The following is a 15,059-nucleotide window of genomic DNA, read 5'->3' on the forward strand; positions in this document are numbered from 1 at the left end:
CATTTAAAACAGAGCCTTATATTTAAATCTATACACTGATATATTATTTATATAACATAGACTTAGCTAGTTCTTCTACCTTATCATATCCCAATTTTTCTATTAACTTATAAGCAAATTCTATAGCTGTTGCTGGACCTCTACTCGTTATTATATTACCATCAACAACAACATTATCTTCTTTGTAGTTGCAATTTATAAGTTCATCTTGAAATCCAGGATATGAAGTTATATTTCTTTCATTTGTTAATCCTGCTTTTCCAAGTACTATAGGAGCTGCACAGATAGCACCTATTATTTTACCTTGTTTATCATGCTTGTTAACAAACTCTATAACTCTTTCATCATCTCTTAAGTTCTTTGCTCCAGGCATCCCACCTGGAAGTGCTACTAGATCATATTCCATATCAGACTTAAAGATCTTATCTGCTTTTATTGTAACTCCATGAGAAGAAGTTACACATTCTTTATTCATCGAAACTAAATCACAAACCATATCCGCTCTTCTTATAATATCAGATATAGTTAATGCCTCAACCTCTTCGAAACCTTCTGCTAATAATACACATGCCTTTTTCATAAAATTCTCCTCCTACTATTATACAATCATAACATCTTTCAATTCATCATCAATCATTAACATAACATTAGTTCCTCTTCCAGCACGATTTTGAAGCTTTATATCTTCAACAGTTATATTTAATTTCTCATTTGCCTTTGAAGCAAGCGAAATTTCTTGTGATCTAGGTGATATTATAACCATATTTCCATTAACCTCTAAGTATTTAGAAACATATGCTCCAAATATAACCTCATCTTCTTCTCTTAAACTAATACCAGTAACTCCAGATGCAACTTTTCCCATAGAATTAACATTCTCAACTGGGAATCTTATTGCCATACCCTTCTTAGTTATCATTATTAAATTTCCTAAAGTTATATTATTTATATCTACAGATATAACCTCATCATCTTCTGTCTTAAGTTTATAGAAAAATTGCTTTTGAGTATTTACTTTAAACTCATTTAATAAAGTTTTCTTTACCAATCCCTTTTTGCTAAAAGAATAAAGTGCTAAATTATCATCGTAAGAAGAAATTGAACTTATTCTTATTATCTTTTCTTTCTTTTCTAATTCTCCTGTAAATACTTCTAATTTAATATCTTCATTCATTATATTTTTCAATAAGAATCCAGGTATTTTATACATATACCCCTTATTACTAAATAGCAATAAGGTTTTTAATGAATTAATTTTTGCTCTATTCGAATCTACTTTTGATGTCTTATAAGACTTAAGTATATTTTTATCATTAATCCCTATGTTAAATTCAAAATACTCTTCTTCTTTACTTTCATTTACCTCAATAATTTCATCATCTATAGATAAATTAAATAATTGAATAGGTAAAATGTTTCTTGGCACATTTTCAAGTTCTGGTACTTCTATTGTAAACTCTAAATCTAATTTAGTTTTTATATTTAAATAATCATTATTTTCTTCTCTATCTCTTAATTTAACATTCAGTAATGCATCCTGATCTCTTAATTTTAATGCTTGAAGCTTTCCATAAGATGTTTCAAATTTATCTAGTGAACTTTCTTTTACTCCACCACTCTTAGTTATAAATCTAAAAATTTTATTTGGATTAAAGTTATCTACTGATATAACTTCAACTATTTTTTCATCTTCTAAATTTAGTGATTTTATTATAGTATCAAGTCTTTCACCTTTTTCTTTCCATTTTAATTCTGGAATATTTATTCCTTTAGCTTGATACATAAACCCCTTATCCGTAAAGATAAGAAGACTATCTCTAGTATTTGAACTTATTAGATATTCTAACTTATCCCCTTCTCTATATTCTATATCCTCAGGATTAGAATTGGATCTAATATAATTTTTAACTGGTATTCTTTTTATAAATCCATCTTTAGATAAAGTTATCATAACCTCTTCAACTATTATAAGTTCTTCAATATCTATTTTACTCTTGGCATCATCTTCTATAATTTGAGTTTTTCTTTCGTCCCCATATTTATCACTTATTTCTTTTAATTCAAATTTTATAACTTTTAATAATTCTTTTTCATTTGATAATATCTTTTCAAGTCTTTTTATTATTCTTTCAAGTTCTTTGTATTCTTTTTCAAAAACTTTTATTTCAAGACCTGTTAATCTATATAGCATTAATTCTAATATAGCTTGAGCTTGTTCTGCTGTAAAAGCAAATTTTTCAATTAAATTATTAGATGCATCTTTTTTAGATTTTGAGCTTCTTATAGTTGCAATAACTTCATCTAGCACATCTATAGCTTTAATAAAACCTTCCACTATATGGAATCTCTTTTGTGCTACCTCAAGCTCTTTTTCACTTCTTCTTGTTACTATTTCTTTTTGATGATTTACATAATGCCTTATCATATCTTTAAGGCTCATGGTTTCAGGCTTTCCGTCAGCTAAAGCAACCATATTAAAACTTATATTACATTGAAGTTCTGTCTTTTTAAATAAGTATTTTAATATCTTATTTGCACTATCCTCATCAGCAGATTTCTTTAATTCTATTACTGCTCGTATACCATTTCTATCAGACTCATCTCTAATGTCAGATATAAGCTCTAATGCCTTTGAGTGTCTTCTATCTCCTGTCATCTCAGAAATAGTTTGAAGTAATTTTGCTTTATTCCTTCTATAAGGGAACTCTGTAATAGCTATTCCAATTCTACCACTGTCTAGCTTTTCGATATTAGTTTTCGCTCTATAAGCCACTTTACCAACACCACTTTCATATGCTGATCTAAGTGAATTTTTTCCTATTAATATTCCACCTGTTGGCAAATCTGGTCCTTTAATATGTTCCATTAATTCTTTAATATCTATTTCATTATTATCTATATATGCTAATACTCCATCTGTTACTTCTTTTAAGTTATGTGGAGGAATATTAGTTGCAAGACCTACTGCAATTCCAAATGATCCATTAACTAAAAGGTTAGGATATCTACTTGGTAATACCTTAGGTTCAAATTCACTATCTGAATAGTTTGGAACCATGTCAACAGTATCCTTATCTATATCTCTCAACATTTCCATGGAAATAGGTGCAAGTCTAGCTTCTGTATAACGCATGGCTGCCGCACTATCTCCATCAATTGATCCCCAGTTTCCATGACCATCTATTAGTGGAGCTCTTGTTGAAAAATTCTGTGCCAAAATAGTCATAGCATCATACACTGATGAATCTCCATGTGGATGAAATTTACCTAATATATCTCCTACTATTCTTGCCGACTTATAATAGGGTCTATCTGGAAAAGCCTTTAGAAGATATGCTCCATAAAGTATTCTTCTGTGCACTGGTTTTAGTCCATCTCTTACATCTGGAAGTGCTCTTTCTTTGGCTACTTCAATAGCATAAGGCAAATAATTTTCAGGCATAGCTTCCTCTAATGGTACTTTAATTATATTATTATCTCTTGGTATACTTTGAACTTTTTTTGCCATAATATTTCTCCATTCTTAACTTAATTGAATTCTCCGTATTTATACATATAATTTTTTCTCGGCTCTACTACATCGCCCATAAGTAGAGATATCATTTTTTCTGCTTTTGCTGCATCATCTATTGTAACTTGTATAAGAGTTCTTGTTTCTGGATTTAAAGTAGTTTCCCATAATTGTTCTGGATTCATTTCTCCAAGTCCTTTATATCTTTGAATCAATGCGCCTTTCCCAATTTCCTTTTTAGCCTTTTCTAGCTCTTCATCACTATATGCATACTTTACAGTCTCAGAACCTTTATTAACCTTGTATACTTTGTATAAAGGTGGTTGTGCTAAATATAGATGCCCATTTGCAATTAACGATCTCATATATCTATAAATATAAGTCATCCATAATGTTCTTATGTGATATCCGTCTACATCAGCATCACTCATTATTATAACTTTATCATATTTCATATCATCTTGTTTATAATTTTCTAATGTCCCTGTTCCAATTGCCGCATTAAATATTCTTAACTCTTCTGAAGCTAAAACATTCTCAAGCTTTTGTTTTTCAGTGTTCATTATTTTACCTTTAGATGGCATTATAGTTTGGAATCTTCTATCTCTTGCTTGTTTTGCAGAACCTCCTGCTGAGTCTCCCTCAACAACTATAAATTCATTAACACTTTTATCTTTTAATGTACACACTGCAATTTTACCTGCTAAAGGTGCTGTTCCAACTCCAACCTTTTTCTTTTCAGCATCATTTATCTTTTTAATTTTTTCTCTTCTCTTTGCAGATTCTAATGCATTACTAATTAAAGTTGTTGCTAACTCCTTATTATCTTCTATCCATTCTAATAATTTAGTATATACTAAATCATTCATCATAGTATACGCTTCATTATTTCCTAGTTTAGTTTTGGTTTGTCCTTCAAAAATCGGATTGGTAATTTTAATTCTAAGTATTGCAGTCATACCTTCTCTTAAATCATTACCTTCAAACTCTTTATCCTTTTCTTTTATTAAGTTAAGCCTCTTAGCACCCTCTTTAAAAGCTCTCGTCATACCAGTCTTAAATCCAGTTTCATGAGTTCCAGCTTCAGTAGTTGGTATATTATTCACATAACTTGCTATATACTCTGTTGATGAATCTGTGAATTGTATACAGATTTCACCTTGCACTTGAAGATTATTTACTGTTCTTTCTCCCTCAAAAATAATAGGATTGTCATGAATAACTGTTTTGCTTTCATTTAAGTAATTAATAAAATCTAAAAGACCATTTTCTGAGTAATATTCTTTTTGAATCTCCTCATCTTTTCTTCTATCTATAAGTTCTAATCTTATTCCTTTGTTTTGGAATGCTAGCTCTTGCAATCTACTATCTATAACATCAAATTTAAAATCTGTAGAAGAAAATACCTCTGAATCAGGTTTAAAAGTGACTTTCGTTCCTGTTTTATCAGTCTTTCCAATTACCTGTAACTTACTCACAGGTGTACCTGGCATAGATCTTTTTAACTCCTTATCAAAAGCATATTCAAATCTTTGTCTATAAATATTACTGTTTTGATACACTTCTACTTCAACCCATTTTGATAAAGCATTCACTACAGCTGCTCCAACTCCATGAAGTCCTCCAGAAGTTTTATAATTTTTATTATCAAACTTACCTCCAGTATGAAGTTCTGTAAATACCATTTCAACACCTGATTTTTTCTTTAAAGGATGTATTCCTGTTGGTATTCCTCTACCATTATCATAAATTGTAGCACTTTTATCTTCATTTAAAATAATAGTTACCTTATCTCCATATCCATTTGTAATCTCATCTATAGCATTGTCTAATATTTCCCATATACAATGATGTAATCCCTTAGTTCCTGTAGACCCTATATACATACCAGGTCTAATTCTTACTGGTTCCAACTTCTCTAAAGATGTTAAATCAGTAACATCATAATTATTATTTTTTAATTCCATAAGGCCCTCCTAAAACTATACTTAAATCTATTATCTTTTTTAAGTAAGTACTAATATTTTAACTCTCACTATTCTATATTATATTTTCCCTGTTTACTATAGCTATTATTTATAGTAAATTTACTTTTAGTACAGACATGCGAACTTATGTACTATTATACTATAAAAATATACTTTATTTTACATCTCATGTCAAAAAATAAAATATTTAATTTTAATTTACCATATTCCATATATCCCATACGCGAAAGAAGAGTGCTTTATTTAGTTATGTAATAAAAATTTTAAGCTTTATTACACCTTTTAAGCACTCTTTAAATCTAATTCTATATAACAAATTTAAACATCACATATTTCAATATTTCTAATGTGTTTAGTATGATTCCACTCTTTATTATTTTTATTCCATATTCCTTGAATAGTAATAGGAACCCAAGTTATAGTATATAATCCATATAATAAGAATCTGAAAAATAATACTAAATTACTCTTTCCTAATAATAAGAAGACTGCTAATAAGAATAATACATTAAATCCTAAAGTAATTCCTAATGCTACACCATAATTTTTTGTTGCATCTAATCCATAATTTTTTACTATATCTAAAATGTAAGGAATAAAAAATATGTTAGTTGAATACAACGCTGTCATTACAAAGAAACCCTTAGATATCTTTCTTTCAACTGCTAATATTAATGGAGTAATTATAAATTGTATTAAAGCAAATACCTTAATTCCTATACCAACCCAAACATTTCCTTGGAATACTTGACTCAAAACAAATATATCATGTCCTGATGTATCTAATTGTATTATTGTTAAAATTGCTGATGCAGCTAACATCAAAGTAATGAATGGTTGTAATACATATAATGCACAATCAAATATATACCATTTTCTTTCTTTAATTGACTTTTTAGTTAATTTCCAAAAATATCTTGATGCTACATCTGTAAATCCTTGCATCCATCTTTTTCTTTGAGTCCATGATTGAGATAATTTTAGTGGTTTCTCATCATAAATTATAGCATCATGAGCCCATCCTACTCTTTCTCCATTTAGCACAAGCTTACATGTAAATTCTAAGTCCTCAGTCAAGCAAGTTGCTCCCCAACCTAATTCTTTTAAAGTTTCAGTTTCTATTGCAAAACCTGTTCCACCTATTTGATTAGAAAATCCTACATTTTCTCTAGCTAATTGGAACATTCTATTTTGAGTCCAAAAAGCTATTGAATATGAAGTTGCTATCCATGAATCTTCAGGATTTTTACTATCAATATAGCCTTGTACAACTTTATATCCATCATTCATTTTAGAATTGATTTCTTGTAAAAAATCCTTATGAACTAGATTGTCAGCATCAAATATAGCTACTGCATCATATTGTTTTTTCATTTTAGATAAGTTATCAAACATCCATTCTAAAGCATAACCTTTGCCACGTTTATCTTTATTAAATCTTTCACACACATTAACACCATATTTTTTTGATATTTTAGCAGTATTGTCAGTACAATTATCTGCTATAACAAAAACATCATACATATCTTTGGGATAATTAAGATTTAACATACTTTCAATTAATTTACCAATAACTACTTCTTCATTATGTGCTGCAATTAATAACGCAAATTTCTTATTAGGAGTATAATTTTTCTTTTCCTTTTTCCTAATAAGACCAAAAAAACCTAACACCATATAATATAAAGTTAATATAATTACAAATATTTGAAATATCGTTGTTGTTATGGTAAAAATATTTTTTCCCATTACATTCACTCCTAATGTTAAATGAAGCTAATTCTTCACTTATTATTTTATCTACACATTTTAATTACACCTTTATTTAATATATTTCAATATAAATAAAAAATCAAGTATGTTTTTCTTAAGATAAAATTAAGATTGTTTTATTTGCGTTTTTTGTAATCATTTACCATGAGTTTTCTTAGTTTCTTTATCATTTATTTAATAATGCATATTTCTTTTTGGTAAATTAATAAATATTATAAATCATACTTTAATTCTATATCTTTATAATTTGCATATATTCGAATATTTATTAATGTAATTTTTGTAATTAAAAAATCCTTTTTATCTTAATTTTACTTTTTCAAAAATCTAAAATTAAGATAAATTTTTTCTATAAAAATAACAAGTCCATTTACCAGTCTATTTTTCATCATGCTACGTAGTCAGATTGACCTAATAGGAACGCTATGAGTTCAATTCATCTTCTTGCCTGATGAAAAATATCCATTGCAACTTTGGACTTGTTATTTATTTTCATTTACCTAAAGTTAATTTTTATAAATTTATAAATGCTTTATTGATATAAAAGTAAAAAAATTATATAATTCCCTGACTTATCATAGCTTCTGCTACTTTCATAAATCCAGCTATGTTAGCTCCAGCTACAATATTTCCTGAATTACCATATTCTCCTGCTGCATTTTTAGAGTTGTTATATATATTTTTCATTATATCTTTAAGTTTTTCATCTACTTCTTCAAATGTCCATGATAATCTCAAACTATTTTGTGACATTTCAAGAGCCGAACAAGCAACGCCTCCAGCATTAGCCGCTTTTGCTGGTCCAAATAACACATTATTATTTTGGAATATATCTATTGCATCTAAAGTTGATGGCATATTAGCACCCTCTGCTACTGCTTGAACTCCATTATTCACTAATATTTTTGCACTTTCCGAGTCAATTTCTCCTTGAGTTGCACAAGGTAATGCTATATCACATTTAATTTTCCAAATACCATTGCATCCATCTTCATACTTAGCACTTGGTACATAAATTAAATAATCCTTTATTCTGCCTCTCTTTACTTCTTTAATTTCTTTTATAACTTTTAAATCTATTCCATTTTCATCATATATATATCCATTAGAATCACTTAAAGCTACAACTGTTGCACCTAATTCTTGTGCCTTTTGAGTAGCATAAATAGCTACATTTCCGGATCCAGAAATAACTACTCTTTTACCTTCAAATGTCATATTATTATCTTTTAACATTTCATTTGTAAAGTATACTAAACCATATCCAGTAGCTTCTGTTCTAGCTAAGCTACCTCCAAAAGTTAATCCTTTTCCAGTTAAAACCCCTTGTTCACTAGCATTTCTTAATTTTTTATAGTAACCATAAAGATATCCAATTTCTCTTCCACCTACACCAATGTCTCCTGCTGGAACATCTATATTAGGTCCAATGTGTTTGTATAATTCAGCCATAAAACTTTGACAGAACCTCATTATTTCATTATTTGATTTTCCTTTTGGATCAAAATCTGAACCACCTTTTCCCCCACCAATTGGTAATCCAGTTAAAGAATTTTTAAATATTTGTTCAAAACCCAAGAATTTTATTATACTTAAATTTACTGATGGATGAAATCTTAATCCACCCTTGTATGGTCCTATGGCATTATTAAATTGTACCCTAAATCCTCTATTTACCTTTACTTCCCCATTATCATTTACCCAAGGTACTCTAAAGATGATTTGTCTATCTGGCTCAACTATTCTCTCAAGTAAAGCCGCATCTATAAATTCTGGATGCTTTGCAAATACTGGTACTAAAGAATTTAATACTTCAGTAACCGCATCTATAAATTCTGTTTCTTCCTTATTAACCTCTTTAACCCTTTTTAATACCCCATCAACATATTCCATTGCTTTTGCTTCCATTAAACTCATCTCCTTAAAATTTTACAATCAATTATTTTAGTTTAAATGATTTTGTTTATATAATACACCTTGAGGTATTATTTTGCTATAATATTATTAAAATAATATAAAAATTCACATTATATCATATAAAGTTACTATTTATTATTAATTTACCAATTGTAATTTTAGGGTTATTTTATAATTTCACTAATTAATCTTTTAAAAAATCGTATATTTTTGCCTTTAATACAACTATATTCCATAGGTAATATTGTTAAAGATCCCAATGTTCCTATTATTATATCTAGCATAGTATCAATCAAACTATTATTTTGAGAATTTAAACCAAATAATCTATCAGTAGAGAACTCCCATATCTCCCAAACGCCAGCCATTGCTATTGAAAAACTTAATATAAAAATTAGTGAAAATAGTGGATTTAATTTATCACTAACTTTATGTGTATAATTCACATATATAGAAAATCCTATAACACTAATTATGATTCCAGATACAAAATGAAGTATTTTATCATAACAATATATATATGTATATATATCAAATACATTGCCTACATACATAGCCATAATTATGAAAGTTAAAATTAACAAGTAAATCATTTTACAATGTTTAATAAAAGTAACAGAAAAAACAAACTTTGCAATAAAAATAGTAATAATAAGTAATACAATTCTAAAGACATTATCACCTGACTGAAATAATATATTAAATAGTAAGTGAATTACTAATATTGCACTCACTATTATTGTTATTATTTCATCATATGTTAATTTTCTTCTCAAAATTTATTCCTCCTCAATTTATATATCTTCTTAAACTATATTTTTTTAAACAATATTAACTGTAATTTGTTTTAAAATTAAAGCCTCTATATTTTTCTAATCATTAAAATGCGAGTAATAATTGCACCACCAATAAAACCTCCTATATGCCCTAAATTATCTATACCTTTAATGGTAAATCCAGACATTAAAGTTAAAATTATTATTCCTACTAAATTTAATATATACCCCTTTTTTAATCTATGTCTTTCTTTTATACTAAATACTAGTATTGCTCCAAGTAAGCCAAATATAGCTCCAGATGCTCCTACCGATACTGAATTTTCATTCAATAATATGCTTAATAAACTTGAAGTTATAGCTGATGTAAAATATATACATAAATATTTGTTAATACCAAAAATTCTTTCTACTTGTGGTCCTAAAATATATAATGCATACATATTAGATAACAGATGAGTTATACCTCCATGTAAAAATGCACAAGTTATTAATCTCCAAATCTCACCTTGATATATTAAATAATTATATTTAGCTCCAAAATCTATTAATACATTTATATCTATGTATAATATGCTTTTAGATGCAAATACTGTTAATAAGAATATAATCAGATTTATTGCAATTAAAATTAAAGTGCTCTTCTTATTTCTTGAAAATTTATTCAACTTAAATTCAGAGCTTTTATTTATATTAATAATTATATTTTTCAAAGGTTCACATGATTTATCACATAAAACTATGTTATTGTTTTTTTTATTTATAACTAATTTATTTATATTTTCCTGTTTACTTCCTAAATATTCTCCATTTGAAAATACCACTATATTTAAAGCAAAATTTTTTCCTAATGTTTTTAAATATGTTACAACTTCATCTACGTTTATGTCTTCATGTTCTTCACTTGTAACTAGTACACAATAGCTACCATATGGTAATTCCTTTATTGCAATATAATTTAATTTATCATAAAACTTACTATAATATTCTTTAATATAAAAATTATCATTTTTTATTAAGAAATTAAATAATTTTTGTTCTAAATATTTCATTCTTAAGTCCATCCCTTTTATTATCTATTTATATTTTTCAGGCTATATTTTAAAACATATATTCCTATGATTTTTTATCACATAAGTAATACAAATGCTGCCTTAAAAATTAAGACAGCATTATATAATATATTTTTATTAGCTATGTTTTAGATATATCAACACATTGCTTAAACATATCCTTATTCTTTAAAAATCAATCATATCTAATAATTCATTAAATCTTTTTATCGTTGCTTCTAAAGGTTCATCAGTAGTCATATCAACACCTGCATTTCTTAGTATATCTATTGGATAATCACTTCCTCCAGATTTTAAGAAGCCTTTATATTTTTCAACCGCATTTTCCTTTTTCTCTAAAATAGCTTTAGAAAATGCTGAAGCTGCTGCATAACCTGTAGCATATTGATAAACATAAAAATCTGAATAGAAATGAGGTATTCTTGACCATTCAACATCTATTTCTTTATCTACAACCATATCTGGTCCAAAATATTTTACATTTAATTCATGCCATTTAGTATTGTAATCTTCAGAAGTTAAAGGTATTCCTTTTTCTAAAGTCTCATGGGTATATAATTCAAATTCTGCAAACATTAACTGTCTAAATACAGTAGTTCTTATTTGCTCTAATTCTTGATTTATCAAATAAAGCTTTTTATTTTCATCTTTTTCTTTATCTATTAAATAATGAATAAGTATTGATTCATTTGTAGTAGATGCAACTTCTGCACAGAATAAAGTATATCCTGCATAATAGTATGGTTGTTCTTTTCTTGAATAATATGAATGAATTGAATGGCCCATTTCATGTGCTAATGTAGATACATCACCAAGTTCATTATTATAATTTAATAATACATAAGGCATTGTATCATATCCACCCCATGAATATGCTCCACCTTTTTTACCTTTATTTTCATATATATCTATCCAACCATCCTCTATACCACTCTTAAATATACTTAAATATTCATCACCTAATGGCTTTAGTGCATCCAATACTATATCTACACCATCATTAAACTCTATCTTTTCTTTTGGAGTTTCAATAACTGGAACATATAAGTCATACATATGAATTTCATCTAAACCTAAAAGTTTCTTTTTCACTTTTACATATCTGTGAAGAGAATCTAAATTATCATTTATAACTTTTACAGCATTTTTATATACTTCTAAAGGTATATTGTTAGGTTTAAGTGACGCTTCTAAGGCACAATTATATTTTCTTATTTTGCTGCTAAAATTAAAGTTTTTAATTGAGCAAGTTAAAGAAGTGGCTAATGTATTTTGAAGTTTCTCATATTCACCAAATAACTGTTCAAATGCTCTTTTTCTAAGTTCCCTATTTTTACTTCTTATAAAAGAAGAATAATTGCCCTCTGTTAATTCTATATCTTTTCCATCTTCATTTTTTATTTTTCCGAATGTCATATCTGCATTAGTTAAAATATTATGGATAGCTGATGGTGCATCTAAACAATCAGAAGCTTGAGCTAAAAGCTCCTCCATTTCTTTTGACAATACATGTGGTTTTTCTTTTAATATGTCTTCAAATAAAAATTTATATAGTTTTAATTCATCTAATCTTTCTATTTCTTTTTCTATAAAACCATCTTCTAAACTCAATATTTCTGGAACAAAATAAGCTGTATAACTTGCAAACTCAGCCATATATATATCAATTTTGCTCATTAAACTTTGATATGTTGCATTTGAAGTATCTTCATCAGACTTTAAATGAGCATATATATATAACTTTTCTGCTTTTCTTGATATTTCTTCACTTAACTTTAAATACTCTAATATACTTTCTCCACAATTTAATTTACCTGAAAAATCTTTTAAGCTATGAGCTTCATTTTTTAAATCATTAAATTCTTTTTCCCACTCATCAATATTTTCATATATTTTTTCTACTTTCCATTTAAATTTGGATTCAATTTCTTCTCTCTTTTTCAATTCTTCCATTAATTTACCTCCTATTTAAATTACAATAGTACATACTTTAAGATTTTAAATATATTCTTCCTTCTTATCTTTGATATTTTCCCATACATTATTCATTTCTTCTTGTATTAATGTTGTACATTCGCGTATTTTTTCTTTAATAAAATCAAAATCATCTTCATATTTAAATTTTATAACATATGTTGGATCATATTCATCTAAGTCTTCCTCTATTTCATATCCTTTTTCAGTGAATCTTTCTGTATTAAATAAATCATATATAGCTGAATATTCCCATTCTTCTACATTTTTATTAGTATCAAAATACATATGTACGATTCCATCTAATACATAAAACTTTTTAACAAATAATCCACCTTCACTTACTTCAAAACTTCCTAACTCTTTCTTTATAAATCCTGTTTCACTATCTTTCTCTATTAAAACTAAACTTGAAAATTCCATAATTCAGCACCATCCTTTTAAATATTTGTTCATTTATAATAAGGCACATGAAAATAAATAATAAGTTCAAAGTTGCAATGAATATTTTTCATCAAGCAAGAAGATGAATTGACCTCCTAGCGTGCCTATTAGGTCAATTTGACGACGCAGCATGATGAAAAATAGGCTGGCAAATGGACTTGTTATTTTTTTGATTGTGCCTAAATACATTATAAGTATATTTTATCTTAATAAGCAATAGAATTGCTTTTATTTATTATATTTTTCCATTTTATGTATAAAAAACATTTAAATATTTGTAAATATATGGTAATATTTTCTTACAACATTTTATATTATGTTAACCTTTAGTTTTGTATTATTAGAATTTTTTTTAATTTCCAAAACATATTAAAAACATTACAGGAGGTGTTTATGGAGAGGCAGGAGTTTTATAGTAGAAATATAAAAAAAAATAATACAATTGATTTAAATCGATATAAGAAACAAAAGGTAAAGAAAAAACAAAAAAGAACTATTTTAAAACGTTATATCTGCACATTTTTAATTTTAATTACTTTAGTTCTTTCTTCTTTTATTATTACAAAAGAAATATATATTCAAAAAAGATGTGCTGATTTAGCTTATTCTGTTGAACATTATTTTACTAACGGCTTTGATAAAAAGGATAAGCTTCTTAGAGTTCAAGAAATGTCATTAATTTATTCTGATGGAGAAAATGCTCTTGTAGAAGCTTCCGGATTATCAAAAGAAGAACCTCATAAAAAAACAATTTTAAAAGGAAATTTTAAAAAAGATAAAAGTAATTTTTGGGTACTAGATGAAGTATATAATTAGTAATAGTTGCAAACAATTTGCAACTAAGTATATAATATATTTAGGTGTTATATAATATAATGCCTAAATATATTATTTTTAAGGAGTTGATTACTTTTTGATAAAAATAAAAGATTTATCATTTTCATATACAAACAAATCTGAACTTTTATTAGAGAATATTACACTTGATATACCTGGTGGTGTTTACTTATCAATACTAGGTGAAAATGGTAGTTGTAAAAGTACATTTATAAAATTGGTACTTGGATTATTAAAACCAACATCAGGTTCAATAACTTTAGATTTCAATAAAATTTCTTATGTACCTCAAAGATTAGATAATTTTAATTCTCAATTTCCTATAACAGTAAAAGAACTGTTAACAATGCATGCAAAAACCATGGGAATTAAAAAAACTACTGAAATAGATGACGTATTAAATAAAGTTAATATGAAAAACTTCAAAAATTCATTAATTGGAAATTTATCTGGAGGGCAACAACAAAGAATATTTATTGCAAAAGCCCTTATAGGAAATCCTGATTTAATAATATTAGATGAACCATCAACTGGAGTTGATGAAAAAAGTCAGAATGAAATCTATCCTTTATTAAAAAGTTTAAATGAAGATTTAAACAAAACAATTATATCTGTTGAACATAATACAGATGTTGCACTTAAGTATTCTACTCATATTTTAAAAGTTAATAGTGGCATTCTTACTTTATATACTAAAAAAGAATTTATTAATTATCTTGAATGTGAACATCATAAGTCTTGCGCAATGTAACTATTTTATTAATTT

The 15,059-nt window shown here is 26.9% G+C and carries 11 protein-coding genes; 2 read left to right on the plus strand and 9 right to left on the minus strand.

Translation table 11 applies throughout. From position 1 onward, the window contains the following. Positions 1 to 43: 43 nt before the first annotated feature. The 9 genes from NG904_RS10560 to NG904_RS10600 form a co-directional block, all read right to left on the minus strand. Positions 44 to 580 carry a DJ-1 family glyoxalase III gene (locus NG904_RS10560; RefSeq protein WP_252231565.1) on the minus strand — a complete coding sequence of 179 codons (537 nt, stop codon included), beginning with the start codon at positions 578 to 580 and terminating at the stop codon, positions 44 to 46. An 18-nt stretch (positions 581 to 598) separates the two neighbouring features. Beyond that, on the minus strand, positions 599 to 3,508 hold the full coding sequence (locus NG904_RS10565) for a DNA topoisomerase IV subunit A (RefSeq protein WP_252231567.1): 2,910 nt from the start codon (positions 3,506 to 3,508) through the stop codon (positions 599 to 601). Positions 3,509 to 3,528: 20 nt separating this feature from the next. Beyond that, positions 3,529 to 5,478, minus strand: a complete 1,950-nt coding sequence (locus NG904_RS10570) for a DNA gyrase/topoisomerase IV subunit B (RefSeq protein WP_252231569.1) — start codon at positions 5,476 to 5,478, stop codon at positions 3,529 to 3,531. A gap of 339 nt (positions 5,479 to 5,817) precedes the next feature. Beyond that, on the minus strand, positions 5,818 to 7,248 hold the full coding sequence (locus NG904_RS10575) for a glycosyltransferase family 2 protein (RefSeq protein ID WP_252231571.1): 1,431 nt from the start codon (positions 7,246 to 7,248) through the stop codon (positions 5,818 to 5,820). 579 nt (positions 7,249 to 7,827) lie between these two features. After that, on the minus strand, positions 7,828 to 9,180 hold the full coding sequence (gdhA, locus tag NG904_RS10580; protein ID WP_252212703.1) for an NADP-specific glutamate dehydrogenase: 1,353 nt from the start codon (positions 9,178 to 9,180) through the stop codon (positions 7,828 to 7,830). 173 nt (positions 9,181 to 9,353) lie between these two features. Continuing rightward, positions 9,354 to 9,965, minus strand: coding sequence for a DUF2238 domain-containing protein (locus tag NG904_RS10585; RefSeq protein WP_252231573.1), 612 nt, complete (start codon positions 9,963 to 9,965; stop codon positions 9,354 to 9,356). A gap of 86 nt (positions 9,966 to 10,051) precedes the next feature. Next, positions 10,052 to 11,017 (minus strand): rhomboid family intramembrane serine protease, encoded by a 966-nt coding sequence (locus tag NG904_RS10590; protein WP_252231575.1) that lies wholly within the window; start codon positions 11,015 to 11,017, stop codon positions 10,052 to 10,054. Positions 11,018 to 11,206: 189 nt separating this feature from the next. After that, positions 11,207 to 12,991 carry an oligoendopeptidase F gene (gene pepF, locus NG904_RS10595; protein ID WP_252231577.1) on the minus strand — a complete coding sequence of 595 codons (1,785 nt, stop codon included), beginning with the start codon at positions 12,989 to 12,991 and terminating at the stop codon, positions 11,207 to 11,209. A 45-nt stretch (positions 12,992 to 13,036) separates the two neighbouring features. Beyond that, entirely contained in the window at positions 13,037 to 13,435 is a 399-nt protein-coding gene (locus tag NG904_RS10600) for a DUF6762 family protein (RefSeq protein WP_252231579.1), read from the minus strand. 414 nt (positions 13,436 to 13,849) lie between these two features. Here NG904_RS10600 and NG904_RS10605 point away from each other — a divergent pair, with 414 nt between their 5' ends. Together NG904_RS10605 and NG904_RS10610 are read left to right on the plus strand one after the other, a co-directional pair. Further along, positions 13,850 to 14,272 carry a hypothetical protein gene (locus NG904_RS10605; RefSeq protein ID WP_252212708.1) on the plus strand — a complete coding sequence of 141 codons (423 nt, stop codon included), beginning with the start codon at positions 13,850 to 13,852 and terminating at the stop codon, positions 14,270 to 14,272. A gap of 97 nt (positions 14,273 to 14,369) precedes the next feature. After that, entirely contained in the window at positions 14,370 to 15,044 is a 675-nt protein-coding gene (locus tag NG904_RS10610) for a metal ABC transporter ATP-binding protein (RefSeq protein ID WP_252212709.1), read from the plus strand. Positions 15,045 to 15,059: the final 15 nt, after the last annotated feature.

The organism is Clostridium sp. ZBS15 (genome assembly GCF_023845705.1).
In the GTDB taxonomy this organism is placed as follows: domain Bacteria; phylum Bacillota; class Clostridia; order Clostridiales; family Clostridiaceae; genus Clostridium; species Clostridium aquiflavi.